The sequence below is a fragment of the Haloarcula rara genome, from assembly GCF_029338235.1.
Classification (GTDB): Archaea; Halobacteriota; Halobacteria; order Halobacteriales; family Haloarculaceae; genus Haloarcula; species Haloarcula rara.
Genome location: NZ_CP119785.1, coordinates 2,722,124 through 2,745,862 on the forward strand (window position 1 = coordinate 2,722,124; position 23,739 = coordinate 2,745,862).

Sequence of the window (23,739 nt, forward strand, 5' to 3'; positions counted from 1 at the left end):
CAGGCAACATTGGCGCATGGCAATCAAACCCGCCTACGTCAAGAAGACAGGGCGACTCATCATGGAGAAGTACCCAGACGCCTTCGGCGCCGACTTCGAGCACAACAAGGAAGTCGTCACCGAGGTCACGAACATCGAGTCCAAGGGCGTCCGTAACCGCATCGCCGGCTACGTCACGCGCAAGTACAACCGCCCGGTCGAAGCGTAATCCGGTCTTCTATCCAGTTCTCGAACCCCCCGTAGCGGCAGCTACTGCTCGGCCTGACTCTCTTCGTCCGTCTGGTCGGCCTTCGCCGCCTGGTCCGGGACGCTCCGGCTGTCGGACTGGCGCTTGCGGTGGATGATGCCCTGCATATTGGCGGTGTTGGCAGCTATCTCGCGGAACGCGTCGCCGGTCGCGCTCTCGTCGTCGAGCACGAGCGGTTCGCCGCTGTCACCGCCCTCGCGGACGCTGGGGTCAAGCGGGACTTCGCCGAGGAACGGCATATCGGTCTCCGCTGCGAACTGGTGCCCGCCGCCGCTGCCGAAGATGTCGTGGCTGCCGCCACAGTCGGGACAGACGAACGTGGACATGTTCTCGACGATTCCGAGCACCGGTGTCTCGTGGCGGCCGAACATCCGGAGTCCCTTGCGAGCGTCGTCCAGTGCGACCTCCTGTGGCGTGGTGACGATGACGGCCCCGGAGACCGGGACTCGCTGGAGCATTGTCAGCTGTGTGTCGCCGGTGCCCGGCGGCAGGTCCACGATCATGTAGTCCAGGGTCCCCCAGAGCACGTCCGACCAGAGCTGCGTGAGGACGTTGTCGACCATCGGCCCGCGGAAGATGACCGGGTCGTCCTTGCCGACGAGGAAGTCCATGCTCATCAGCTTCATCCCGTACTTCTCGACCGGGATTATCTCGTCTTCTTCGGTGGCTTGCGGGGACTCGTCAGCGTCTAACATCCGCGGCACGTTCGGTCCGTAGACGTCGGCGTCGAAGAGACCGACACGCGCGCCCAGACGCGAGAGCCCGGCTGCGATGTTCACGGCGATAGTCGACTTGCCGACACCGCCCTTGCCGGACGCGACGGCGATGACATTCTTGACGTTTGGCAGTGGGTCTTCCTCCTCGCTGACGCCGCGGTCGACGCTCGCCGAGAGGTCGATGCGCCGGTCGAGGCAGTCCAGCGCTTCTCGGACGGTGTTTGCCATCCCCGTTTCCGTCGGTGAGTAGGGCGCACCGAGCGCGAGGTCGATGCGTATCTCCTCGTCGTCTATCTCGATGCTGTTCACGAGGCCCAGCGTCACGATGTCGTCGCCCAGGTCCGGGTCCTCGACCGCCCGGAGCCGCTCGCGGACGTCCTGCTCGTTCATACCTCCGGTAGGCCGTGGAGGTGCGATAAGGATTGTGACGTGGGGAGAGAGATGACGACCGCAGGGAGTCATCTCTGAGCGCGCGAGCGGCGCAGCCGCGAGCAGCGAGGGACCGAACAAAGTGAGGTCCCTCGTAGCGGAACGGCGAACCAAGTGAGCCGTGGAGCAGCGAGCCGTCGAACGAAGTGAGACGGCTCCGAACAAGCGAGCGGGGAGCGCAGCGACCCGCGAGCAGAGCGTAGCTAAACGCAACTGGACTACCCCCAACGGCAGTCTGGAGAGATTTGGTACTGTGTTGTCGTTTTATACAGTTGGGGCCAGTACGGCCGCCCGTGCTAGAGGACGGTCACGGTCGCGAAGTCTCACAGGTCCGCGTCTCCCTGACCGACCGGTGTAACTTCGACTGCGTCTACTGTCACAACGAGGGGCTGGGGGACACGCGCGGGCCGATGGAGGCCCAGGACCACGAGATGGAGACCGACGACGTGGTCCGGTTTCTGGAGGTCGCCCGTGAGTTCGACGTCGAGGCCGTCAAGTTCACCGGCGGTGAGCCGATGCTGCGTGGTGACCTGGAAGAGATTATCCGCCGGACTCCCGACGGAATGGAGGTGTCGATGACTACGAACGGAACCTTCCTCCCCGGGCGCGCGCCGGACCTCGTCGACGCGGGTCTCGACCGAGTGAACGTCTCCCAGGACGCCATCGACCAGGAGGCCTTCGCCGAGATAACCAAGAGCGGCGCCTACGACCAGGTCATCGAGGGGGTCGAGGCGGCGCTCGATGCGGGCCTTGACCCCGTGAAGCTCAACATGGTCGTCTTCGAACCCACCGCGGGGTACGTCCCCGAGATGGTCGACCACGTCGCGAAAAACGACGGGCTCCGGCTCCAGCTCATCGAGTACATGCCCGAACTCGTCGGCCGCCCGGAGTGGGCCATCGACATCCAGCGGGTCCACGACTGGCTGGCCGAACAGGCCGACCGTATCGAGGTTCGGGAGATGCACGACCGCAAGCGATATTGGGTGGGCGCCGACGACGGATCGGGCGAGGGGATGGTCGAAATCGTCGACCCGGTCGAGAACACCGACTTCTGTGACAACTGCCACCGCGTGCGCGTGACCCACGATGGTAAACTGAAGGGGTGTCTCAATCGCACCGACGACCTCCGCCCGATGGGCGAGATGACGAAAGACGAAATCCGCGAGACCTTTCGCGAGACCGTGGCGAATCGGGTGCCGTACTACGGCGAGTACATGGTCCAGGACGACGACGGCGAGTGGGTCGTCAACGAGGAGTACATAGAGCGCGGCCCGGTCGAGGAGCCGATGGCCGCCGACGACGACTGACTCAGTAGCCGTAGTAGATGGCGAGTGCCTTCAGGATGCCGTAGATGACGGCAATCGGGAGGACGACGAACATGAGCAGCGGCCGGAGCAGCCCCCACGGAATCAAACCGCCATCGCTCTGATCCGCCGTACCGGTTCGCGTCGCGGTCCGCGCGTCACCCCGCATCCGTTCTGTGTTCGTCTCGGTCTCAGCCGCTGGTGTTTCGGCTTGCGGTGTCTGCATCGGTGTACGTGTCGCAGTCGCCGTGGCTGTTGGCGCTGACGTCGGTGTCGGCGTTGCCGTGGGAGTCGGCGTCGGCGTTGCCGTGGGAGTCGACACCTCCCCGTCGAAGCTTCCGTCGGGGAATGTCAGGTCCAGTCGTTCGACCTCGCTCTCGGGGTTTGGGTCTGTCTCCGCGGCCCGTGGTCCGTCCGCGCTTTCGACGTGGAAGGTCACGTTCGAGTCGATACTGCTACTCACGCGGAGTTTCTCACCGCTGGGGTCGGAGCTCCCGTACTCGCCGTTGGAACCGACGGTAATGCTGTCCTGGGCCTCGCCGTTGGCCACGGCGACGATGACTATCCCCCGCGGGGCGTCGGTCCCGTTCTCGGATTCGGCGACGCCGTAGTAGGAGTTGGGCGGGGCCGGCTGTCCGAGGACTGGTCCCGTTCCGACGGTTGCGAGTGCTATGACAGCGAGAACGACGACGAGTACCACGACTGTCCGTTTTACCTCGGCATTCATTTCAGTGGCTTTGAGTGTGGGTCATCATCCGCGGTACAGCAAAATGCATTGCGATTCAGGCAGCAATCGAGGCGTCCGGCGCGCGGTTTCAGCTCCCCTGGCTCGGTTCGTAATCGGCCGCTTCGACGATGCGGACCTCCTCACCGGACTCGACGTAGACGTAGTACCCCTCGTAGGGGCCGACCTTGGCATCGTTGTTCTTCACGAACGCAGAGGCGTCGGTGGTTCCGCTCGGCTCGCTTAGCGGCTCGGTCTCGTCTCGCTCGTAAATGTCCACATTGCTGCTGCTCACGTCGAACGCGTCACCGACGTCCGAGTTGACGCCGACCTCGTCCACATCGTTCAGATCTGGTGTCGCCCCGATGAGGTTGTACCCTTCGTCGAGATACCTGGAGTTGAGTTCGCCGGTCTCTGCGAAGGTGTATCCGACGCGGGCGGAGTCGTTGACGCCGTTGAGGTAGTAGGCCGAGCCGGCCCGCTTTTCCTCCGGCGTCACCCACGACGAACTCTCTGGGTCGTACGTGAGCGCACTGTTGACGTACTGGTACTCGACGGCGGTGGCGTCCATAGGGGTGGATTCGATCTGGTATCCCGCCTCGAGCGCGTTCGCCTCGTGGACGAGTGTCACTTTGTCGGTCGCGGACTCGGCATCTGCTTCGGTGATCTCGACCGTCGTTTCGCCTGTGGTCGTGCTGTTCGCTATCTCGTTCGGGTCGATGGTGGCGTCGATCTCGCCGTCGTCGACATCGACGGTGAACGCCGTTCCGCCGATATCCAGCGTCGCCTGTTCCGTGGCCGCCCCGGGGCCGCTGGCGATAGCGTTTCCGCGGGCGTCGGTGACGCCAGTGGCGGTCACGACCACCGAGCTGTTCGCGTCTTCGACCACGCCGAGGAACTGCTGGTGGACGTTGAGTTTCTCGACCGAGTCGATAGCAGTCTCCAGTGTCAGCGTGTCGCTGCCGGTCTCGCTGTTCCCGAACGCGTCGGTCGCGTTGACGGTCAGCGAGACGTCCCCGTCGCCCGTCGAGAGTTCGGTGACGTTGAACGAGCCGACGTACGTATCGCCCTCGGACTGCACGAGCGTCACCGAATCGGCGGTGTGGAGCGCCGAGGAGTCGACGGTGACTGTGTCGACGCCGGCTGTCGCGTCAGTGACGGTCGCCGAGACGTCGACCTCGTCGCCCTTCTCGACGGTATCGTCGCCGCTCCGCTCGGTGACGTTGACGTCACTGACCGTCGGCGCGGTGGTGTCGACGGTGTAGGTGACTTTGAGCGTGTCGTCGTCGCTGTAGGCCTGTGGTCCGTCGAGATACGAGCGTTTGTTCCCGGCGTCGTCGTAGACGCGCGCGATTACCTCGTAGCTCCCGTCGTCGGTTATCCCGCTGGTGTCGTACGTCCAGTCAGTCGTGCCGCTTGCGGTCACCCACGTCCGCGAGTCCTGCCAGGTGTCGCTTTCGGGGTCGTAGTACCGGCCGTCGCTCTCGTTCTGTATCGAGAGCTCGACCCTGTCGAGGGTGTTCTCGTCGCTGGCGGTGCCCGATATCGTCGGGAACTCGGTTCGGTTCTCGTTCGGAGTCGGCGAGTCGATATCGACGGTCGGCCGCTTCCCATCGATGACGAAAGTCGTCGTGTCCTCCGCGTTGTCGAACGACGCCCCCTCGTCGGCCATCAGTGTCGCCGTTCCGTTGTTGAGCTCCCCGTTGATACCCAGGGCACCCAGGTCGATGGTGGTCGTGAAATTCGTCGAATCGACGGACTTCGTCACCGTCTCCGCGTTGTCGTTCTCGGGGTCCTGGATGAGGAAGGTGACATCTCCGGTACTGTTCACTGTCCCCTCGACCGTAATTGTCCCGTCCGGTGCGACGGGGTCGTCGGTCACGGTCAATGAATCGGTGGCGACCGCCCCTGTGGCGCTACCGGCGAATGGTGCGGTTGCTGCGGACAGTGACACCACCACCAGTATCGAGAGCGTTATGCCCTGTACAGCCGTTCGTGTATTGTGTCGTATCATTTGTGTTGATACCCAGTCCCCACCTGTGGCGTCCGGCGCCGTTCGGTAGCCTGAATACTCCGGTCTATAATCAACTCACGTCCACACTCTGATTAGTAGTTTTGGCTGAAATTATTACAGATGAAAATATCTCCTGGTCGAAGTGGAACGATATGCTGGGATAACTAGCATTACGGGCGTTGGGGCCCATGTTGACCATCGAGTGGCCGATGAAATCGAGTTCAAAAGTAGATATTCGGCCGAACATGATTTTTCCTGTCACTGTCACACAGCCGACACTGCCATCACTGTCGGTGTCGACATCGCGCGCGTACGCACCGAGCGTCATAGCCGCTACGGTCGCCGGAAAGTGTACGTGACGGTCGCGTCGTCCGCGCGGACATGTATCTCGCCGGCGTCGTGGTCGAATCGGAGTTCGTCGGCTGGGCCGTCGAAACCGTGCAGCGGCATCCCGCTGTCGACACATCCCTCGGCGTCGACGGAGAAAAACGCCGACCGGCTAAACTCCACGAAGAGCGTTCCGTCCCGGGTTTCGGTCACGCGGTCCGTGCCGGCGAACTGTTCGAGATGCTTCCGAAGGGGCTCGCGGTCTGTCGGGTCGACAGTCTCGCCACCGTCGGCAGTGGGTTCGTCGGACATACAGACAGTTGGCATGCCGGCCACTACTGGCTTGTGCCAGTGTCACTCATGGTCCACACTCACGCGTCCGAGCCCCTTCGTTGCGTTTAAATACAACCCCGAGATACGTACGAACAGACTCGTGTAGGGGGACCGGCTCCCGAGTCCGTGTGCTGCGGGCGCGAGTATCAAGCAAGCGTGTCGTGGTAGCCAAGCCTGGCCCAAGGCGCAGGGTTGCTAACTCTGTGGCGTACAGCCTCCTGGGTTCGAATCCCAGCCACGACGCTCACCCAACCACCAACATATGAGTGCAGAAGACCCAGACGCGGGCGAAGACGTGGATGAGGAGGAGGACATCCGCTACTTCGTTCGCATCGGACAGACAGACCTCGACGGCACGAAGTCCGTCGAGCGAGCACTGACAGAACTGAACGGCATCGGCCACCGCGCCGCCCGCATCATCGCCCAGCGCGCTGACGTGGACCGCCGCGCGGTCTTCGGTAAGCTGGACGACGACGTCATCGACGAGGTCGTCGACCAGGTCCAGAACTTCGCCGACAACGTCCCCGAGTGGATGACCAACCACCAGAAGGACTACTTCACCGGTGAGACCACCCACGAGACGGGTAACGACCTCCAGCTCACCCGTCGGCAGGACATCAACCGCATGAAGATGATAGACTCCTACCGCGGCGTCCGTCACAAGCGCGGCCAGAAGGTCCGCGGCCAGCGCACGAAGTCCACCGGTCGTACCGAGGGGACCATCGGCGTCAACGTCGAGGCCATCAAGGAAGAACAGGCAGAGGAAGCTGCCGCGGAGGATGACGAATAATGGCGCTCGGTTCCAACACGAAGTTCTACGAGACGCCGAACCACCCCTACCAGGGCGAGCGAATCGCCGACGAGAGCAACCTCCTCGGCCGCTACGGCCTGAAAAACAAGGAGGAGCTCTGGCGCGCCCAGTCCGAGCTGCGTGGCTACCGCCGCGAGGCCCGGAAACTGCTGGGCAGCACCGAGGGGACCGACCTCGAGGCCGAGGAGTTCCTCGCCCGCCTCAAGCGCTACGGCATCCTCAACGAGCAGGACCAGCTCGACGACGTCCTGTCGCTTGACGTCACCGACGTCCTCGAACGCCGGCTCCAGACGGTCGTCTACCGCAAGGGCTACGCGAACACGCCCGAGCAGGCGCGACAGTTCATCGTCCACGGCCACATCGAGCTCGACGACGCACGCGTCACCCGACCGTCGATGAAGGTCGACGTGGCCGTCGAGAGCTCGGTCGGCTTCGACGAGAACAGCTCGCTGTCGGACGAACTACACCCTGAGCGCGCGGAGGCCCAAGAATGAGCGAAGAGACCGAAGACATCTGGGGCATCGCCCACGTCCACGCATCGTTCAACAACACCATCATCACGATTACGGACCAGACCGGCGCGGAGACGCTCGCGAAGAGCTCCGGCGGGACGGTCGTCAAGCAGAACCGTGACGAAGCGTCGCCGTACGCGGCCATGCAGATGGCCGAGGTCGTCGCCGAGAAGGCCCTCGACCGCGGCGTCGAGGGCGTCGACGTCCGGGTGCGTGGCCCCGGAGGGAACCTGCAGACCTCCCCAGGGCCGGGCGCCCAGGCCACCATCCGAGCGCTGGCTCGCGCCGGCCTCGAAATCGGCCGCATCGAGGACGTCACCCCGACGCCCCACGACGGCACCCGCGCACCCAAGAACTCCGGGTTCTAACCAATGACACAGGATTACGAGGTTGAGTTCGTCGAACGCGGCGAGCGGGAGTCGCTCGTGCTCGTTCGTGGCATCACGCCGGCCTTCGCCAACGGCATCCGCCGGGCGATGGTGGCCGACGTGCCCACGTTCAGCATCGACACCGTCCGCGTCATCGAGAACACCAGCGTGATGTTCAACGAGCAGATCGGCCTCCGACTGGGGCTGGTCCCGTTGACTACCGACCTCGACGACTTCGAGCTTGGTGACGAGGTGACGCTGTCGCTGTCCGTCGACGGGCCGAACACGGCCTACTCCAGTGACCTCGTCTCCAGTGACGCACTGGTGGAACCCGCCGACGACAACATCCCCATCATCGACCTGAAAGACGGCCAGCGCCTCGAAGTCGAGGCCGACGCCGTCCTCGATACGGGGAAAGAACACGCCAAACATCAGGGCGGCGTGGCCGTCGGCTACCGACACCTCCAGCGCGTGGAGGTCGTCGGCGACAGAGGCGAGTTCGAGGACGAGGAACCCAACATCCTCCGGGGCGTCATCGAGGAGGGCGCGGCCGAGCACGCCGCAGACCCCGACGCCACGGACGGTGACCTCGTCCCGACGAGCGAGTTCGGCAACGACCTCACCCAGCGGTATCCGGGCAAGGAGGTCGAGGTCACCGACGTCGAGAACGCGTTCGTGTTCCACGTCGAGACCGACGGCTCGTTTACCACCGACGAACTCCTGCTTCGCGCGGTCGAGACGCTACGCGACCGAGCGACAGAGCTGAAAGACGCGGTCCAACTGTAACGCCAATGTCCCGAAACACCCCTTCGACGCCGATGACCGCCCGCTCCCCGAGCGCGAGGACCGAAAGGGGTTTTACGGGGCATCAAGAACCAACTAATGCGAGCAGGGATAGCCAAGTTTGGCCAACGGCGCAGCGTTCAGGGCGCTGTCCCGTAGGGGTCCGCAGGTTCAAATCCTGCTCCCTGCACTTTTACTCCCAAGGAGGAACCCTATGAGCAAGACGAATCCGAGACTCAGTAGTCTCATCGCCGACCTGAAGTCGGCCGCCCGCAACTCGGGCGGCGCAGTCTGGGGCGACGTCGCCGAGCGGCTGCAGAAGCCGCGGCGAACACACGCGGAAGTCAACCTGGGCCGCATCGAGCGGTACGCACAGGAAGACGAGACCGTGGTCGTTCCGGGCAAGGTGCTCGGCTCCGGCGTCCTGCAGAAGGACGTCACCGTCGCCGCCGTCGACTTCTCCGGAACCGCCGAGACGAAGATCGACAAGGTCGGAGAGGCTGTATCACTAGAACAGGCAATCGAGAACAACCCAGAAGGCTCCCACGTCCGGGTGATTCGATGAGCGTCGCCGAATTCGACGCCGACGTCGTCGTCGACGCCCGCGACTGTATCATGGGCCGGGTCGCCTCACAGGTGGCCGAGACGGCGCTCGACGGGCAGACCGTCGCCGTCGTCAACGCCGAACGCGCGGTCATCACCGGCCGCGAAGAGCAGATCAAAGAGAAGTACAAGAAGCGCGTCGACATCGGCGCCGACAACCAGTACTTCTACCCCAAGCGACCGGACGGTATCCTCAAACGCTCCATCCGTGGCATGCTGCCCCACAAGAAGCAGCGTGGCCGCGACGCGTTCGAGAACGTCCGCGTCTACGTGGGTAACCCGCACGACGAGGACGCCGAAGTGCTTTCGGGGACGTCACTGGACCGACTCTCGAACATCAAATTCGTCACGCTCGCGGAAGTGAGCGAGACACTCGGAGCGAACAAGACATGGTAACGAACACGTCTGGCAAAAAGAAGACCGCCGTCGCTCGCGCCACCATCCGCGAGGGCGAGGGTCGCGTGCGTATCGACTCCCAGCCGGTCGAACTGGTCGATCCGGAGCTGGCTCAGCTGAAGATGCTGGAGCCGTTCCGCATCGCAGACGAGGACCTCCGCGGCGACGTCGACGTCGACGTCTCCGTTGAGGGCGGCGGCGTGATGGGGCAGGCCGACGCGGCCCGCACTGCCATCGCCCGCGGCCTCGTCGATTTCACCAACGACGCCGAGCTCCGCGACGCGTTCATGGAGTTCGACCGCTCGCTGCTGGTCAACGACGTGCGCCAGTCCGAACCCAAGAAGTGGGGCGGTCCCGGCGCCCGGGCCCGCTACCAGAAATCCTACCGCTGAGGTGACCAGGATATGATGGTACCGGTCCGGTGTTTCACGTGCGGTAACGTCGTCGGCGAGCACTGGGAGGAGTTCAAGGCCCGCACCCGCGAGGCCGAAGAGCCAGAGGACCCCGAGATGGTCCTCGACGAGCTCGGCGTCGAGCGACACTGCTGTCGCCGGATGCTCGTCTCGCACAAAGACCTGGTCGACATCGTCGCTCCCTATCAATGAACGCACAGGAAAGCCGATACGAGAAGGCCCGCAAACTGGGAGCGCGAGCGCTCCAGCTGGCCCACGGCGCACCCGTGCTCATCGAGACGGAACACACCCAGCCCATCCTCATCGCGGCCGAGGAGTACGACGCTGGCGTCCTTCCGTTCACCGTCAAACGAGGTGACCACAAATGACGCTAATCACTGACATCCGACTCCGCCGCGTCCTCGACTCGCGTGGCAACGCGACAGTCGAGGCCGACGTTCTCACCGAGAGTGGGGGCTTCGGTCGCGGCAAGGCACCGAGCGGCGCAAGCACCGGCGAGTACGAGGCTCTGGAACTGCCGGCTCAGGAAGCCATCGCGAACGCTCGCGAAGATGCGCTTCCCCGCCTCGTCGGCGAGGTTCACGCCGGCAACCAGCGCGACGTCGACAACGCGCTCCGGGCCGCAGACGGCACGGACGACTTCTCCAGCATCGGCGCCAACTCCGCCGTCGCCATCTCGATGGCGGCCGCCGCGGCCGGCGCCGACGTGCTCGGCGCCCCGCTGTACCAGCACCTCGGTGGCACCTTCCGTGGCAACGAGTTCCCGACGCCGCTGGGTAACATCGTCGGCGGCGGCGAACACGCCGCGGACGCCACCAACATCCAGGAGTTCCTGTCGGCTCCCATCGGCGCGCCGAGCGTCGAAGAGGCCGTCTTCGCCAACGCGGCGGTCCACCAGGAAGTCCACGACATCCTCGCCGACCGGGGTATCCCGGCTGGCAAGGGCGACGAGGGCGCCTGGGCGCCGTCGGTTTCGGACGACGAGGCCTTCGAGATTATGGCCGAGGCCGTCGAGACCGTCGCGGACGACGTCGGCTTCGCTATCCAGTTCGGTCTGGACGTCGCCGGTGCGGAGCTGTACGACGACGAGGAGGACGGCTACGTCTTCGACGACGGCGTCAAGTCGACCGACGAGATGATCGACTACATCGCCGAGAAGGTCGAGGAGTACGACCTCGTCTACGTCGAGGACCCCCTCGACGAGAACGACTACGAGGCCTTCGCCGAGCTGACCGACGAAGTCGGCGACCAGACGCTCATCTGCGGTGACGACCTCTTTGTCACCAACGTCGAGCGCCTGCAGACCGGTATCCAGCAGGGTGCTGGCAACTCCATCCTCATCAAGCCCAACCAGATCGGGACGCTCTCGGACGCCGTCGACGCTATCGAACTGGCGACCGAGAACGGCTTCGAGTCCGTTGTCTCCCACCGCAGCGGCGAGACCGAGGACACCACCATCGCACACCTCGCCGTGGCGACCGGCGCGCCGTTCATCAAGACGGGCGCCGTCGGTGGCGAGCGCACTGCCAAGCTGAACGAACTCATCCGTATCGAGGACAACGCAGTATGAGCGGCAACGAGAAAGAAGGTCTCGACGCAGAGGAGTCGGAGTTCGACCCGTCCGAGGAGGACGAGGCAGAGCCCGACGCCGACGCGGAGACCGAAGAAGTCGAACAGCCCGCCGACGCCGACGAGGCCGAGGCAGCAACAGCTGACAAGGAGGCCGCCGACGAGGTGGCAGCCGAAGCCGAGGAAGAGGACGCCCCCCAGCTCGACGAGGACGTCATGCCCGACGAGCAGAGCGAGGCTGACCTCCTCATCCCCGTCGAGGACTACCTGGGCGCCGGTGTCCACATCGGGACCCAGCAGAAGACCCAGGACATGGAGCGGTTCATCCATCGTGTGAGGACCGACGGGCTCTACGTGCTGGACGTCTCGATGACGGACTCCCGGATTCGGACCGCAGCGGACTTCCTGGCCAACTACGAGCCCGAGCAGATTCTCGTGGCTTCCTCGCGCCAGTACGGCCGGTTCCCGGCCGAGAAGTTCGCCGACGCCGTCGGCGCTCGAGCCCGCACGGGTCGATTCATCCCCGGGACGCTGACGAACCCGGACTACGACGGCTACATCGAGCCGGACGTCGTGGTCGTCACCGACCCCATCGGCGACGCCCAGGCCGTCAAGGAGGCCATCACGGTCGGCATCCCTGTCATCGCTATGTGTGACTCCAACAACACCACGTCCAACGTGGACCTGGTCGTCCCGACCAACAACAAGGGGCGAAAGGCGCTGTCGGTCGTCTACTGGCTGCTGGCCAACGAGACGCTCGACCGCCGCGGTGCCGAGCCGTCCTACGGTCTGGACGACTTCGAATCCGAACTCTGATCGGTCGATTTTCCCTTTTCGCGACGGCCACCAGTGCCGACAGCGGCCGTATTGACCACGGACCGAGCGTGCTGGCCACGCTCGCTGGGACGTGTGACTGTAATCGGGTTTTCACTCACCCAAAGCCATACTACCCCCGACGGTGTAGCGAGCGGCGATGGCAGAACACGACACCCTCCTCAACGCCGTCATCGGCGCCGTCGTGAGCATCGTCCTGAGTTTCGTCCCCTTTTCGACGCTGCTGGGCGGGGCAGTCGCCGGCTACCTCGAGGGCGGGACCCGCTCGGACGGGCTTCGAGTCGGGGCTATCTCGGGGGTCCTCGGCCTGGTGGTCGGTGCCGTCTTCTTCGGGCTCTTCGTCCTCTTTTTCGGCGTGTTCTACGTCGGCTCGGGCGCGCCGGGGGCGTTCGGTGCCTTCGGCCTCCTGTTTTTCTTCTTCGCTGCGGTCATGAGCGCGCTCTACACCGTCGGGCTGAGTGCGCTCGGCGGCTGGCTGGGCAACTACGCGAAGTACGAGCTCGACATCTGAGCGGGCGGCCACCACATTATATATCCGCCGACGTCGACACCCATCGGTATGCGTGAGACCTTCGTCGACGCGGGCTGGGGCGCGCTGGTGACGCTGGCGCTCTCTATTTTCCCGTTCTCCTCGGTCGTGGGCGGGGCCGTCGCGGCCAACCGCCACGGCGGTGGCTACCGGAGCGGCCTGTGGGTCGGGACGCTGGCCGGGGTCGCCGCCATGATTCCGCTGCTTGCGCTGTTCGTCCCGTCGCTGTTCGTCGCCGGACTGCTGGGTGTCGGTATCTCACCGTCGTCACCGGGGTACGGTGTCTTCCTCGCTATCGTGTTCGGGTTCTTCCTCGTGTACACCGTCGGGCTGAGTGCCCTCGGCGGGCTGGGCGGCGTGTGGGCCAGAGGGAACACCGACTGGAACCTCGACCCGGTTCGGTGGTTGTAGCTCGTTCCGGGCCGCAAAGATACTTTAATTATCAGGGAGAATGTTCCCGTATGACCGACCGACGACTGACCCGGCGGCGCCTGCTGAAAACGCTTTCACTGGCAGGTGCGGCCGCGCTCTCCGGGTGTTCTGGGCAGACGTCCCCGTCGTCCACGCCGACTATCTCGGGGACCGAAACGAACGAATCAGCCGACGGGGCAAAAGGCGGGATACCGATGTTCCGCTACGACGCGGCGAACACCGGCCACCGACCGGACGGTACGGGACCGACCGCTGAGGGTACAGAGACGTGGCGCGTCGAGACTGACGGTCCGGTACGGTCCAGCCCCGCAGTCGTCGACGGCAGTGTCTACGTCAGCTCGGTGGACGGGGTCGTCTACGCTCTCGGCGACGGTGGCCGGGTGCGCTGGAATACGGAGATCGGACAAGCCGGAATAAGTAGCCCTGCAGTGGTCGACGGGACCGTACACGTCGGAGGCAGTGACGGTCTCTACGCGCTGGCGGCGGCCGACGGTTCAGAGGAGTGGCAGGTCGACACACCCGGCCCAGTTACCAGCAGCCCCACCGTCGTGGACGACGCCGTCTACGTCGGGGACAACGAGGGTACGTTGCTCGCATTCGAGAGGACCGGTGCGGAACGGTGGCGACGCGAGCTGGCCGGGACAACAGAGCGCAACGGTCGGCGGGACCCATCGGAGAATCGACTGTCCGTTGGCGGCCAGCAGGCACAGTCCGCCGGTGACGCCGTGAGTACGCCAGCCGTCGACGACGGCACGGTGTACGTCGCCACTGCGAAAGAGCTGTACGCCGTCGACGCGGACAGCGGGGAGCCACAGTGGTCGTCCCGGTTCGACACCGCTGCAGGTACGGACGGGAGCCGAGTGGAGCGCCTGTCCGGTGGGGACTCGACAACCGGTGTCGAACGGCTCCAGACCACCAGGACCGTCCCGAGCAGTCCCGCAGTGGTCGACGGGGTCCTCTACGTCGGTCAGTATCCGGATACGGCTGCCGTCGACGCCGCGAGCGGTGAACGTGTGTGGCAGGCTGGCACTCCCTCGCGGACCGATGGGGCCGCGGCGGAACCGCCCCAGTCGCGGCTTCAGGTCGCGACTGTGCTGATGGGTAGTCCGGCGGTGGCGGACGGTCGCACCCTCGTCGGTGGTGACCGATTCGTCGGGCTCGAGACCGAATCTGGGACCGTCGAGTGGGAACGGTCCCTGTCGGTCAGGAGCAGTCCGGCGGTCGTCTCGGAGACGGCGTACGTCGGGACGACGGATGGCAGTGTCGTCGGGCTCGACGCGGAGTCGGGAACCACGGAGTGGAGCGTCGACACAGCCGGGTCAGTCGTCAGTAGCCCCGCGGTCCACGACGGCACCGTTTACGTCGGCGACCTCGATGGCTGGGTGTACGCATTCGAGTAGCAGGGCCGTCGTGGGGACGCCACTCCGCGTGGGAACTGCGCCGTCTCGGTCCCATTTGGCACGCAATTCAAACGTGTTGAGTCCTAACCCGGCCCAATGGCAGAAACGCCACCCGGACCGAAAGGCGAACCGCTGTTCGGGAGCAGTCGGACCTACGCCTCGGACCCGTTCAGATTTATCTCGGCGTTAGAGGACGCATACGGCGACGTGGCCTACTTCGACATGGGCCCGTTGGAGACGGTGATGCTGTCGGACCCGACCGCTATCGAGCGAGTGCTGGTCTCGGAGGCCGACCGATTCCGGAAACCGGACTTCCAGGGCGACGCGCTGGGGGACCTGCTGGGCGATGGCTTGCTGCTCTCCGAGGGCGACACCTGGGAGCAACAGCGTCAGCTGGCGAACCCGGCGTTCTCGATGCGCCGGCTGGCGGGGATGGCCGACCGCATCACCGACCACGCCGAAGACCGGCTGGCCGACTGGTCTGAGGGGGACGTGGTCAACGTCGAGCGGGCGATGACACGGACCACGCTCGATGTCATCCTCGACCTGATGATGGGTGTCCAGCTGAGCGAGGAGCGCGTCGAGACGATAGAGGAACAGCTGCTCCCGCTGGGCCAGCGATTCGAGCCGGACCCGCTGCGTTTCGCCGCGCCGGAGTGGATGCCGATGCCCGACGACGCCGAGTTCGACGCGGCCGTCGAGACCCTCGATGGCATTCTCGACGACATTATCGCGGTGCGCGAGCGGACGGCCGGCAGCGGCGACGACGGCCCGATGGACTTCCTGTCGGTGCTCATCCGCGCCCGCGACGACGGCGTCGAGAGCCCTGAGCAACTGCGCGACGAGATGATGACGATGCTGCTTGCGGGCCACGACACCACGGCGCTGACGCTGACCTACACGTGGTTCCTGCTTTCTGAGCACCCCGACATCGAGCGACGGGTCCACGAGGAGCTGGACGCGGTCGTCGGCGAGGGCCGCCCCGGAATGGAACACGTCCGGGAACTGGAGTATCTGGAGTGGGTCATCCAGGAGGCGATGCGGCTGTACCCGCCGGTGTACGTGATGTTCCGCGAGCCCACCGAGGACGTGACGCTGTCGGGCTACCCCATCGAGCAGGGAATGACCCTGATGTTGCCACAGTGGGGCGTCCACCGCTCTGAGCGGTTCTACGACGACCCCGAGACGTTCGACCCGGAGCGGTGGCGACCGGAGCGAGCGAAAGAGCGGCCCCGCTTTGCCTACTTCCCTTTCGGCGGCGGCCCGCGCCACTGCATCGGCAAGCACCTGGCGATGCTCGAGGCCCAGCTCATCGTCGCGGCGACGGCCCAGCAGTACGAACTGGAGTTTCTGGGCGAGACGCCGCTGGAACTGATGCCCTCGCTCACCGCCCATCCCCGCCAGGAGATGTCGTTCCGGGTCCGCGAGCGGTAACTCGCCGCCGGGTCCGAACTGTTGGAAAGCTTGCACGCTGAGGTGAATTTATAATCACGCACTGTCTGGGTCGAACAACGTGGTCAAATCAACAGTTCGCTTCCCCGAGGCGGTGATGGACCGCGTCGAGGAGATGGTCGAGGACGACGTCTTCTCGAGCAAGTCGGAGTTCCAGCGCTTCGCCGTGGAGTACGTCCTCTCGGAACTCGGCGAGTACGAGGCCGAGATGGTCGACTTCGATGAGATACGGAGCGAACTGTTCGCCTCGGGGCCGGCGACCGCTGACGGCCACGACGACGCCGAACTGAACGAGGCCTTCTACGAGAACGCGGCGCGTGTCAGGCAGTACGCCGTCCGGGGCGATATCGAGACCGCCGAGGAGTACATCGATACGGCCTACCCCGTGACCGACCCGCGCTGTCTGTTGCTCGACGACCTGCTAGAGGCATATCGCTGACCGCCGGCCTGCGTCCGAAAACACCTAACACCCTGCACGCACAGGCTGGGGTATGGTCACGTCGAGCGCTCCCGGCAAGGTGTACCTGTTCGGGGAGCACGCAGTCGTCTACGGCGAACCGGCGGTCCCGTGTGCCATCGAACGCCGGGCCCGCGTCACGGCCGAAGAGATAGACGAAGGGCTGGTCGTCCACGCCGAGGACCTCCAGCTCGACGGCTTCACCGTCGAGTACGTCGGCGACGACACCGACCACCCCGACGTCGACGCGGAGAACTCCCTGGTGGAGGCGGCCACGGGCTACGTCAACGAGGCCGTCGCCCAGGTCAGGGACGCAGCAGACGCGCCCGATGCGGGCTTCGAGATATGGATAGAGAGCGATATTCCGCTGGGTGCGGGTCTTGGCTCGTCGGCGGCGGTCGCCTGTGCGGCCATCGACGCGGGCTGTCGCGAACTGGGCGTCGAACTGTCGCCCGAGGAGATAGCCGACCGGGCCTATCAGGTGGAAGCGGCGGTCCAGGACGGGGAGGCCTCCCGCGCGGACACGTTCTGCTCGGCGATGGGCGGGGCGGTCCGCGTCGAGGGCGACGACTGCCGTCGCGTCGATGGGGTCGGGAACCTGCCGTTCGTCATCGGCTACGACGGCGGGGCCGGCGACACCGGACAGCTCGTCGCGGGCGTCCGCGAGCTCCGCGAGGAGTACGACTTCGCGGCCGACACCGTCGAGACAATCGGTGATATCGTCCGGGAGGGCGAGGCCGTACTGAGGACCGAGGACACGGAGACGCTGGGCGAGCTGATGGACTTCAATCACGGCTTACTCGGGGCGCTGGGGGTGTCCTCTCGCTCGCTAGATACGATGGTCTGGGCGGCCCGCGACGCGGGCGCTGTGGGCGCGAAGCTCACCGGCGCCGGCGGTGGGGGCTGTATCGTCGCCCTCGACGAGACGGACGCCGCACTGACGGCACTGAAGTACACGCCGGGCTGTGACGAGGCGTTCCGAGCGGCACTGGACACCGAGGGGGTCCGGGCGGAGTGACCGTCGTCCTGAAACTCGGTGGGAGCGTCGTCACCGAGAAAGACCAGCCCGAGACCGTCGACGACGACGCGCTCGCGTCGGCCGCCGACGCCGTCGCAGCCAGCGACGAGCGGCTGGTCGTGGTCCACGGGGGCGGCAGTTTCGGCCACCACCACGCCGCCGAGTACGGCGTCAGCACGACCGAAGGGACCCACGACGCGGCCGGGGTCACGGCCATCCACGGCGCGATGAAACGGCTCAACGACGCCGTCGTCACGGCGCTGGCCGAGCGGGGTGTCCCCGCCGTCCCGGTCCACCCGCTCTCGGCCGCGAGTCGAGATGCCGCGGGGGCGCTGGCCCTCCCGACCGAACAGGTTCGGACGCTGCTCGCGGAGGGCTTTGTCCCCGTCCTCCACGGTGACCTCGTGGCCCACCGGGGCGAGGGGACCACTGTCCTGAGCGGCGACGAACTCGTGGTCGAACTCACCCCGGCGGTCGAGGCCGACCGGGTCGGCGTCTGTTCGACGGTCCCGGGCGTCCTCAACGACGAGGGCGAGGTTATCGACCGCATAACGGCCTTCGACGAGGTGGCGTCGGCGCTGGGCGCCAGTGAGGCGACGGACGTATCGGGCGGGATGGCCGGGAAGATACGGGCGCTGCTCGCCCTCTCATCGCCGGCCCACGTCTTCGGCCCCGAAGCCCTCGGCACCTTCCTCGCCGGCGGCGACCCCGGGACGACCGTCGCTGGTAACAACGCGTGATACTGCCGTCGTAACCTATTTGACCGCAGTTATCATTTGTGCGACTATGTCTGCTGCTGGGTTATCAGATGTCTACCGATACGGTGTCCGCTTCGTCGGCTATCTCCTCGCGGTGACGCTGGTCGCCGGTGTCTTCGTGGGCGGCGGTGTGGCCATCGTGGGCACGCAGGGACTCAGCTCCGTCACCGGTGGCGGGGCGACCGGTCCCGTCGTGGCGGCTATCGCGCTCGTCGCTATCGGCGTGTTGCTCCTCCTGTCGGGACTGTCCGGGCTGGCGTACAAACTCGTCGCCGACGCGACGATGGCCGGCCTCGTGCAGGGCCGGGCGGTCGACGTGGCGGCCACCGAGACGGCCGACGCGACCGACGACGAGGAGGCGGCTACCGACGATGACACCACTGAGGATACTGCCGGAGCCACAGGTGCAGCCCCACCGGCCACCGACACAGTGGACGACGAGTCATCGTCCGACGGCACCGATGACGTTACCGAGACGGTCCGGGAAGAACCGGAACCCGCCGAGGGCGGGACTGGGACCGACTCGCCGCCGGAGCCTTCCACCGACGAACAGACCGTCGTCGAGTCCCCTGAGCCAGAGAGCCAGCCCGAACCACCAGCGGACGCGACCGGAACTGACGAAGCGGTCACGCCCGCGGACGCTGCGCCCCGGCCCGACGAACCCGTACTGGACGACGAGAGCGGTGCCGTGACCGAGAAGTCCCCGACGGAGACGACCGACTCGACCGAGTGGGTCGAACAGTCGACCACAGCCGGTGAGGACGATGGGATAGCAGCGAGCGACCCCGAGTCGGCTGGGACGACAGAGAGCGACTCCGGACCGACAGAGACCCAGCCAGAGGAGTGGTCGCCGCCGGACCCGTCGGAGTTCGAGACGGCGGTGCCCGCCGAAAGCGAGGCCGATGACTCCGGGGCCACGGGCCCGACAGACGAGTCCTCGTCTGCCGAAGAGTCGCCGGGCTGGGAGATGGAAGAAAGCGGCGACGAGTCACCGGACACCCCCCGGACGGCCGATGACCTCTTCGGCGAGACGGACGACGACGGCGGAGAGGAGTCGGTCGAGGACGTCTCGGGTCTGTTCTCCGGGGACGAGGAGACACCGGAGGGTGACAGCGGTGACGACGAGGGTCCCGAAGACCCCGACGACGAGCCCGGCGAATCGACACCCTTCGAGACGAAATCCGATAGCGATCCCCTCTCTGACGCGCTCGAGGACTCGTAGTCGCCGACGACTCGCGAGGGCGGAACCCACACCGTTTTATGAACTCGCGTTGTAGGCGCTGATAACCGAGCGCACGGCCGCCCGCGACGGGTCGGCGGCCGGCAGACGACGGGACCAGTCGTCGGGACGCGAGTCCTCTGCGACGGACAGCGAGGCTACGGGCGACACCCGGCCGGCCTCGTCGTCCACAGGAACCGAGACGCCGTTTCAGCCGTTACCGTCGTTGCCAGCCCCGACCGCGTGCTCGCGGGCGGCTCCTACTCGGAGCTATAACCATGGAAGTCGAAATCGCAACAATTGGCGGATACGAGGCTGTGGGCCGACAGATGACGGCCGTCCGAGCGGGCGACGACGTCGTCATCTTCGACATGGGCCTGAACCTCTCGAAGGTACTGATTCACGACAACGTCGAGACCGAGCGGATGCACTCGCTCGACCTCATCGACATGGGCGCCATCCCGGACGACCGGGTTATGTCCGAACTCGAAGGCGACGTGAAAGCTATCGTGCCGACTCACGGTCACCTGGACCACATCGGCGCCATCTCGAAGCTGGCACACCGCTACGATGCCCCCATCGTCGCGACGCCGTTCACTATCGAGCTGGTCAAACAGCAAATCAAGGGCGAAGAGAAGTTCGGGGTCCAGAACGACCTCCAGAAGATGGAGGCCGGCGAGACGATGCAGATCGGCGAGCGGACCGAACTCGAGTTCGTCAACGTCACACACTCCATCATCGACGCCATCAACCCCGTGCTCCACACCCCCGAGGGCGCCGTCGTCTACGGCCTCGACAAGCGGATGGACCACACGCCGGTCATCGGCGACCCTATCGACATGAAGCGGTTCCGGGAGATCGGCCGCGAGGGCGAAGGGGTGCTCTGTTACATCGAGGACTGTACCAACGCCGGTAAGAAGGGTCGAACACCGTCCGAGTCCGTCGCTCGACGACACCTCAAGGACGTGATGACGAGCATCGAGGACTACGACGGCGGTATCGTCGCCACGACGTTCTCCTCGCACATCGCCCGCGTGAAGAGCCTCGTCGAGTTCGCCGAGGACATGGGCCGCCAGCCGGTCCTGCTGGGTCGCTCGATGGAGAAGTACTCGGGGACTGCGGAACGACTGGACTTCGTTGACTTCCCCGACGACCTCGGAATGTACGGCCACCGCAAGTCCGTCGACCGCACGTTCAAGCGGATTATGAACGAGGGCAAGGAGAACTTCCTGCCCATCGTCACCGGCCACCAGGGCGAGCCCCGCGCGATGCTCACCCGTATGGGTCGCGGCGAGACGCCCTACGAACTGGACGACGGCGACAAGGTGCTGTTCTCGGCCCGGGTCATCCCGGAGCCGACCAACGAGGGGCAGCGCTACCAGTCCGAGAAGCTCCTGGGCATGCAGGGCGCACGCATCTACGACGACATCCACGTCTCGGGCCACCTCCGCGAGGAGGGGCACTACCAGATGCTCGACGCCTTGCAGCCACAGCACGTCATCCCGGCCCACCAGAGCCTCAAAGGGTTCTCGCCGTACGTCGACCTCGCCGAGGACTTCGGGCTCAAGGTCGGTCGTGACCTGCATATCACCCGCAACGGGAACATGATCCAGCTCACCGAATAAGTATGTCAGAACGCCATCAGCAGGTCGAACAAGCAATCCTCGCCCGTCGCGAGCGGATTAACGAGGCGCTCCCGGAGGAGCTACCGGTCACCCGGCCAGAGGGACTCTACGAGGCGACTCGATACCTGCTCGACGCCGGCGGGAAGCGGCTTCGTCCGACGGTCCTCCTCCTGGTCGGTGAGTCGCTGCTTTCCGTCGAACCGCCGGAGGCCGACTACCGCGCGTTTCCCACGCTCGACGACGGGGAGGCCGACCTGCTGTCGGCGGCTATCGCCATCGAGGTCATCCAGACCTTTACCCTCATCCACGACGACATCATGGACGACGACGACCTCCGACGCGGGGTCCCGTCCGTCCACAAGGAGTACGACCTCTCGACGGCTATTCTGGCCGGCGATACGCTGTACTCGAAGGCCTTCGAATTCCTGCTTTCGACCGGCGCGGCCCACGACCGGACCGTCGCCGCGAACAGGCGCCTGGCCGAGACCTGTACGCGAATCTGTGAGGGCCAGTCGCTCGACATCGAGTTCGAGGCACGCGATGCGGTGACACCCGATGAGTACCTCGAGATGGTGGAGCTCAAGACCGCTGTGCTGTATGGCGCGGCGGCGGCCATCCCGGCGACCCTGCTGGGCGCCGACGAGGAGACCGTCGAGGCGCTGTACAACCACGGCCTCGACGTCGGGCGGGCGTTCCAGATTCAGGACGACCTGCTCGACCTGACGACGCCCTCCGAGAAGCTCGGCAAACAGCGGGGGTCTGACCTCGTCGAGAACAAGCAGACGCTCGTGACGCTGCACGCCCGCCAGCAGGGCGTCGACGTCGCGAACCTGGTCGACACCGACTCCGTCGAGGCGGTCTCCGAGGCCGAAATCGACGAGGCCGTCGAGACGCTCCGGACGGCGGGCTCTATCGAGTACGCCCGTTCTCGCGCCCAGGAGCTGGTCACCAGCGGCAAGGAGAACCTCGAAGTCCTCCCGGACAACGAGGCGCGTGACCTGCTGTCCGGTATCGCGGACTACCTGGTCGAACGCGAGTACTGAGCGGCGACACTGTTACGCGCCCCCAGTGGAGTTCGGGCTAGTCGTTAGTTGACCGAGACGCTCTCTGCGGCTATCGTCACGTTCGCACCGGGCATACTACTCGTATCGCTCGCGACACCCTCGACGGTCACACAGTCGCCCTCGGAGACGTCGTCTTGGCTCTGGACGAACGCCGTATCGGTGCCGTCGTCGATGGTGAACGACCCCTGACCGGTCTCAGTCACTTCGCCGGTGACTGACACCTCCCCGCTCGCCTCGGCTATCTCCGTCTCGCCGGGGCTACATCCGCTGCCGCCGAGTATCCCGCCACACCCAGCGAGGCCGACCATCAGTCCGACTGCTACGAGCCCGTACGTCCGAACACCTGTGTTTCGAGACATATTTCACAGTAATTCTTGTGATATAAAAATCAACGTGTCGGTGTGAGACACAGTCGAACGGTCCCACCGACACCGGAGAGTTATGTCTGTCTGATACTAACGGGGAGCCGTGACAGAGTTCGTCCTCTACGGCGGCAAAGGAGGGGTCGGAAAGACGACCGTCGCGGCGGCGACCGGCTTGGAACTGGCCCGCGAGGGGTTCGAGACACTGGTTGTCTCGACGGATCCGGCTCACTCGCTGGGCGACGCCGTCGAACAGTCCATCGGCGCCGAGCCGGTCGAGATACGCGACCGGCTCTGGGGCGTCGAAATCGACCCGCAAGCGGGTGTCGACCGCTACGAGGTCATCTTCGAGGCGCTGGCCGAGGAGTTCGACGACGCCGGTATCCACCTAGACGAGGAGCAAGTCGCCGAGCTGTTCAGTTCGGGCGTCTTACCGGGCAGCGACGAGCTCGCCGCTATCGACGGGCTGGCGACGTACGTCGACGACGACCGGTTCGAGCGGGTCGTCTTCGACACTGCGCCGACTGGCCACACGCTCCGCCTGCTCGATCTTCCGCAGGTGATGGACCGCGGGCTGGCGACTGCGCTCGATTTGCGCGACCAGGTCCGCCGGAAGGTCGACACCGCTCGGACCATGCTGTTCGGGCCGATGGGACGCAGACGCCGCGAGGAAGCCGACAGCTTCACCCAGATGCGCGACCGGATGGAACGGGTCGGCGAAGTGCTCCGGGACCCCACCCGAACGGAGTTCCGCGTCGTGACCATCCCCGAGACGATGGCCGTCCGCGAGAGCGAACGGCTGGTCGCCCAGCTGCGGGAGTTCGAGGTCCCGGTGGGGACGCTGGTCGTCAACAAGGTCATCGAGGACCCCGGCGACTGTGAGCGCTGTCTGGGAAAGCAGGCTGTCCAGGAGGAGTCGCTGGCCGCACTTCGGGAGTCACTGCCTGTACTGGCGGTCTGGACCGTCCCCGACGAATCCGGCGAGGTGACCGGACTGGCGGCGTTGGAGCGGATCGGTACACATATTGGCGGCTGACCGA

Annotated in this window: 29 protein-coding genes and 2 tRNA genes; 26 read left to right on the plus strand and 5 right to left on the minus strand. The window is 65.4% G+C overall.

The genetic code is table 11. From position 1 onward, the window contains the following. Positions 1-16 precede the first annotated feature (16 nt). The gene (locus P1K32_RS14520; protein WP_220587714.1) at positions 17-208 is read left to right on the plus strand and encodes a 30S ribosomal protein S17e; all 192 of its coding nucleotides are present in this window, start codon (positions 17-19) and stop codon (positions 206-208) included. 41 nt (positions 209-249) lie between these two features. Here P1K32_RS14520 and P1K32_RS14525 read toward each other — a convergent pair whose 3' ends face one another. Further along, positions 250-1,353, minus strand: coding sequence for an Mrp/NBP35 family ATP-binding protein (locus P1K32_RS14525; RefSeq protein ID WP_276250418.1), 1,104 nt, complete (start codon positions 1,351-1,353; stop codon positions 250-252). Between the two features lie 332 nt (positions 1,354-1,685). Here P1K32_RS14525 and moaA point away from each other — a divergent pair, with 332 nt between their 5' ends. After that, positions 1,686-2,699 carry a GTP 3',8-cyclase MoaA gene (moaA, locus tag P1K32_RS14530; protein WP_276250419.1) on the plus strand — a complete coding sequence of 338 codons (1,014 nt, stop codon included), beginning with the start codon at positions 1,686-1,688 and terminating at the stop codon, positions 2,697-2,699. A 1-nt stretch (position 2,700) separates the two neighbouring features. Here moaA and P1K32_RS14535 read toward each other — a convergent pair whose 3' ends face one another. From P1K32_RS14535 to P1K32_RS14545, 3 genes are all read right to left on the minus strand, one after another. Next, positions 2,701-3,396 carry a hypothetical protein gene (locus P1K32_RS14535; RefSeq protein WP_276250420.1) on the minus strand — a complete coding sequence of 232 codons (696 nt, stop codon included), beginning with the start codon at positions 3,394-3,396 and terminating at the stop codon, positions 2,701-2,703. Positions 3,397-3,511: 115 nt separating this feature from the next. Then, the gene (locus tag P1K32_RS14540; RefSeq protein ID WP_276250421.1) at positions 3,512-5,302 is read right to left on the minus strand and encodes an Ig-like domain-containing protein; all 1,791 of its coding nucleotides are present in this window, start codon (positions 5,300-5,302) and stop codon (positions 3,512-3,514) included. Positions 5,303-5,767: 465 nt separating this feature from the next. After that, the gene (locus P1K32_RS14545; RefSeq protein ID WP_276250422.1) at positions 5,768-6,073 is read right to left on the minus strand and encodes a hypothetical protein; all 306 of its coding nucleotides are present in this window, start codon (positions 6,071-6,073) and stop codon (positions 5,768-5,770) included. 179 nt (positions 6,074-6,252) lie between these two features. Here P1K32_RS14545 and P1K32_RS14550 point away from each other — a divergent pair. The 23 genes from P1K32_RS14550 to idsA3 all read left to right on the plus strand — a co-directional run bounded on the left by P1K32_RS14550 (position 6,253) and on the right by idsA3 (position 22,316). After that, a tRNA-Ser gene (locus P1K32_RS14550) sits at positions 6,253-6,337 on the plus strand. 19 nt (positions 6,338-6,356) lie between these two features. Next, on the plus strand, positions 6,357-6,884 hold the full coding sequence (locus P1K32_RS14555) for a 30S ribosomal protein S13 (RefSeq protein WP_276250423.1): 528 nt from the start codon (positions 6,357-6,359) through the stop codon (positions 6,882-6,884). After that, positions 6,884-7,399 (plus strand): 30S ribosomal protein S4, encoded by a 516-nt coding sequence (locus P1K32_RS14560; protein ID WP_220587708.1) that lies wholly within the window; start codon positions 6,884-6,886, stop codon positions 7,397-7,399. Before P1K32_RS14555 ends, P1K32_RS14560 begins: the two co-directional genes overlap by 1 nt. Then, on the plus strand, positions 7,396-7,785 hold the full coding sequence (locus tag P1K32_RS14565) for a 30S ribosomal protein S11 (protein ID WP_004516802.1): 390 nt from the start codon (positions 7,396-7,398) through the stop codon (positions 7,783-7,785). The genes P1K32_RS14560 and P1K32_RS14565 overlap by 4 nt, the downstream gene beginning before the upstream one ends. Before the next feature lie 3 nt (positions 7,786-7,788). Next, positions 7,789-8,571 (plus strand): DNA-directed RNA polymerase subunit D, encoded by a 783-nt coding sequence (locus P1K32_RS14570; RefSeq protein ID WP_276250424.1) that lies wholly within the window; start codon positions 7,789-7,791, stop codon positions 8,569-8,571. 102 nt (positions 8,572-8,673) lie between these two features. Further along, positions 8,674-8,758: transfer RNA gene (locus P1K32_RS14575), tRNA-Leu, on the plus strand. 24 nt (positions 8,759-8,782) lie between these two features. Then, entirely contained in the window at positions 8,783-9,133 is a 351-nt protein-coding gene (locus P1K32_RS14580) for a 50S ribosomal protein L18e (protein WP_220587705.1), read from the plus strand. Beyond that, the gene (locus P1K32_RS14585; protein WP_276250425.1) at positions 9,130-9,567 is read left to right on the plus strand and encodes a 50S ribosomal protein L13; all 438 of its coding nucleotides are present in this window, start codon (positions 9,130-9,132) and stop codon (positions 9,565-9,567) included. The genes P1K32_RS14580 and P1K32_RS14585 overlap by 4 nt, the downstream gene beginning before the upstream one ends. Further along, on the plus strand, positions 9,561-9,959 hold the full coding sequence (locus tag P1K32_RS14590) for a 30S ribosomal protein S9 (RefSeq protein ID WP_276250426.1): 399 nt from the start codon (positions 9,561-9,563) through the stop codon (positions 9,957-9,959). Before P1K32_RS14585 ends, P1K32_RS14590 begins: the two co-directional genes overlap by 7 nt. Positions 9,960-9,971: 12 nt before the next feature. Continuing rightward, a complete protein-coding gene (locus P1K32_RS14595; protein ID WP_166970841.1) occupies positions 9,972-10,172 on the plus strand; it encodes a DNA-directed RNA polymerase subunit N in 201 nt (66 codons plus the stop codon). After that, the gene (locus tag P1K32_RS14600) at positions 10,169-10,348 is read left to right on the plus strand and encodes a DNA-directed RNA polymerase subunit K (protein ID WP_135303168.1); all 180 of its coding nucleotides are present in this window, start codon (positions 10,169-10,171) and stop codon (positions 10,346-10,348) included. The genes P1K32_RS14595 and P1K32_RS14600 overlap by 4 nt, the downstream gene beginning before the upstream one ends. Further along, positions 10,345-11,550, plus strand: a complete 1,206-nt coding sequence (gene eno / locus P1K32_RS14605) for a phosphopyruvate hydratase (RefSeq protein ID WP_276250427.1) — start codon at positions 10,345-10,347, stop codon at positions 11,548-11,550. The genes P1K32_RS14600 and eno overlap by 4 nt, the downstream gene beginning before the upstream one ends. Further along, complete coding sequence (gene rpsB, locus P1K32_RS14610; RefSeq protein ID WP_276250428.1) at positions 11,547-12,365, plus strand: 30S ribosomal protein S2; 819 nt, start codon at positions 11,547-11,549, stop codon at positions 12,363-12,365. Before eno ends, rpsB begins: the two co-directional genes overlap by 4 nt. 157 nt (positions 12,366-12,522) lie before the next feature. Beyond that, positions 12,523-12,894, plus strand: a complete 372-nt coding sequence (locus P1K32_RS14615; RefSeq protein ID WP_276250429.1) for a DUF5518 domain-containing protein — start codon at positions 12,523-12,525, stop codon at positions 12,892-12,894. A 48-nt stretch (positions 12,895-12,942) separates the two neighbouring features. Beyond that, entirely contained in the window at positions 12,943-13,323 is a 381-nt protein-coding gene (locus P1K32_RS14620) for a DUF5518 domain-containing protein (protein WP_276250430.1), read from the plus strand. Between the two features lie 50 nt (positions 13,324-13,373). Further along, a complete protein-coding gene (locus P1K32_RS14625; protein WP_276250431.1) occupies positions 13,374-14,744 on the plus strand; it encodes an outer membrane protein assembly factor BamB family protein in 1,371 nt (456 codons plus the stop codon). Positions 14,745-14,840: 96 nt separating this feature from the next. Continuing rightward, positions 14,841-16,178: a cytochrome P450 gene (locus P1K32_RS14630; protein WP_276250432.1), complete on the plus strand. Its 1,338-nt coding sequence runs from the start codon at positions 14,841-14,843 to the stop codon at positions 16,176-16,178. A 79-nt stretch (positions 16,179-16,257) separates the two neighbouring features. Further along, complete coding sequence (locus P1K32_RS14635; protein ID WP_276250433.1) at positions 16,258-16,635, plus strand: ribbon-helix-helix domain-containing protein; 378 nt, start codon at positions 16,258-16,260, stop codon at positions 16,633-16,635. 52 nt (positions 16,636-16,687) lie between these two features. Beyond that, positions 16,688-17,671, plus strand: a complete 984-nt coding sequence (mvk, locus tag P1K32_RS14640) for a mevalonate kinase (RefSeq protein WP_276250434.1) — start codon at positions 16,688-16,690, stop codon at positions 17,669-17,671. Then, entirely contained in the window at positions 17,668-18,411 is a 744-nt protein-coding gene (locus P1K32_RS14645; protein WP_276250435.1) for an isopentenyl phosphate kinase, read from the plus strand. The genes mvk and P1K32_RS14645 overlap by 4 nt, the downstream gene beginning before the upstream one ends. A gap of 46 nt (positions 18,412-18,457) precedes the next feature. After that, positions 18,458-19,651 (plus strand): hypothetical protein, encoded by a 1,194-nt coding sequence (locus tag P1K32_RS14650; protein ID WP_276250436.1) that lies wholly within the window; start codon positions 18,458-18,460, stop codon positions 19,649-19,651. Positions 19,652-19,926: 275 nt separating this feature from the next. Then, entirely contained in the window at positions 19,927-21,273 is a 1,347-nt protein-coding gene (locus P1K32_RS14655) for an RNase J family beta-CASP ribonuclease (protein ID WP_276250437.1), read from the plus strand. Between the two features lie 2 nt (positions 21,274-21,275). Then, a complete protein-coding gene (gene idsA3 / locus P1K32_RS14660; RefSeq protein WP_276250438.1) occupies positions 21,276-22,316 on the plus strand; it encodes a geranylfarnesyl diphosphate synthase in 1,041 nt (346 codons plus the stop codon). Between the two features lie 44 nt (positions 22,317-22,360). Here the strand turns inward: idsA3 and P1K32_RS14665 are convergent, their stop codons facing one another. Further along, the gene (locus P1K32_RS14665) at positions 22,361-22,696 is read right to left on the minus strand and encodes an OB-fold nucleic acid binding domain-containing protein (protein WP_276250439.1); all 336 of its coding nucleotides are present in this window, start codon (positions 22,694-22,696) and stop codon (positions 22,361-22,363) included. A 109-nt stretch (positions 22,697-22,805) separates the two neighbouring features. Between P1K32_RS14665 and P1K32_RS14670 the strand changes: the two genes are divergently transcribed. After that, positions 22,806-23,735 carry an ArsA family ATPase gene (locus P1K32_RS14670; protein WP_276250440.1) on the plus strand — a complete coding sequence of 310 codons (930 nt, stop codon included), beginning with the start codon at positions 22,806-22,808 and terminating at the stop codon, positions 23,733-23,735. Positions 23,736-23,739 lie beyond the last annotated feature (4 nt).

Excerpts from the sequence above, each read along its gene's own strand:
- mvk (WP_276250434.1), top strand. The coding sequence starts at position 16,688 with ATGGTCACGTCGAGCGCTCCCGGCAAGGTGTACCTGTTCGGGGAGCAC.
- P1K32_RS14590 (WP_276250426.1), top strand. The coding sequence starts at position 9,561 with ATGGTAACGAACACGTCTGGCAAAAAGAAGACCGCCGTCGCTCGCGCC.
- P1K32_RS14585 (WP_276250425.1), top strand. The coding sequence starts at position 9,130 with ATGAGCGTCGCCGAATTCGACGCCGACGTCGTCGTCGACGCCCGCGAC.
- P1K32_RS14580 (WP_220587705.1), top strand. The coding sequence starts at position 8,783 with ATGAGCAAGACGAATCCGAGACTCAGTAGTCTCATCGCCGACCTGAAG.
- P1K32_RS14560 (WP_220587708.1), top strand. The coding sequence starts at position 6,884 with ATGGCGCTCGGTTCCAACACGAAGTTCTACGAGACGCCGAACCACCCC.
- P1K32_RS14545 (WP_276250422.1), bottom strand. The coding sequence starts at position 6,073 with ATGTCCGACGAACCCACTGCCGACGGTGGCGAGACTGTCGACCCGACA.
- P1K32_RS14655 (WP_276250437.1), top strand. The coding sequence starts at position 19,927 with ATGGAAGTCGAAATCGCAACAATTGGCGGATACGAGGCTGTGGGCCGA.
- P1K32_RS14615 (WP_276250429.1), top strand. The coding sequence starts at position 12,523 with ATGGCAGAACACGACACCCTCCTCAACGCCGTCATCGGCGCCGTCGTG.
- P1K32_RS14650 (WP_276250436.1), top strand. The coding sequence starts at position 18,458 with ATGTCTGCTGCTGGGTTATCAGATGTCTACCGATACGGTGTCCGCTTC.
- rpsB (WP_276250428.1), top strand. The coding sequence starts at position 11,547 with ATGAGCGGCAACGAGAAAGAAGGTCTCGACGCAGAGGAGTCGGAGTTC.
- idsA3 (WP_276250438.1), top strand. The coding sequence starts at position 21,276 with ATGTCAGAACGCCATCAGCAGGTCGAACAAGCAATCCTCGCCCGTCGC.
- P1K32_RS14565 (WP_004516802.1), top strand. The coding sequence starts at position 7,396 with ATGAGCGAAGAGACCGAAGACATCTGGGGCATCGCCCACGTCCACGCA.
- P1K32_RS14620 (WP_276250430.1), top strand. The coding sequence starts at position 12,943 with ATGCGTGAGACCTTCGTCGACGCGGGCTGGGGCGCGCTGGTGACGCTG.
- P1K32_RS14525 (WP_276250418.1), bottom strand. The coding sequence starts at position 1,353 with ATGAACGAGCAGGACGTCCGCGAGCGGCTCCGGGCGGTCGAGGACCCG.
- P1K32_RS14555 (WP_276250423.1), top strand. The coding sequence starts at position 6,357 with ATGAGTGCAGAAGACCCAGACGCGGGCGAAGACGTGGATGAGGAGGAG.
- eno (WP_276250427.1), top strand. The coding sequence starts at position 10,345 with ATGACGCTAATCACTGACATCCGACTCCGCCGCGTCCTCGACTCGCGT.
- P1K32_RS14630 (WP_276250432.1), top strand. The coding sequence starts at position 14,841 with ATGGCAGAAACGCCACCCGGACCGAAAGGCGAACCGCTGTTCGGGAGC.
- P1K32_RS14570 (WP_276250424.1), top strand. The coding sequence starts at position 7,789 with ATGACACAGGATTACGAGGTTGAGTTCGTCGAACGCGGCGAGCGGGAG.
- P1K32_RS14625 (WP_276250431.1), top strand. The coding sequence starts at position 13,374 with ATGACCGACCGACGACTGACCCGGCGGCGCCTGCTGAAAACGCTTTCA.
- P1K32_RS14665 (WP_276250439.1), bottom strand. The coding sequence starts at position 22,696 with ATGTCTCGAAACACAGGTGTTCGGACGTACGGGCTCGTAGCAGTCGGA.
- P1K32_RS14595 (WP_166970841.1), top strand. The coding sequence starts at position 9,972 with ATGATGGTACCGGTCCGGTGTTTCACGTGCGGTAACGTCGTCGGCGAG.
- P1K32_RS14520 (WP_220587714.1), top strand. The coding sequence starts at position 17 with ATGGCAATCAAACCCGCCTACGTCAAGAAGACAGGGCGACTCATCATG.
- P1K32_RS14600 (WP_135303168.1), top strand. The coding sequence starts at position 10,169 with ATGAACGCACAGGAAAGCCGATACGAGAAGGCCCGCAAACTGGGAGCG.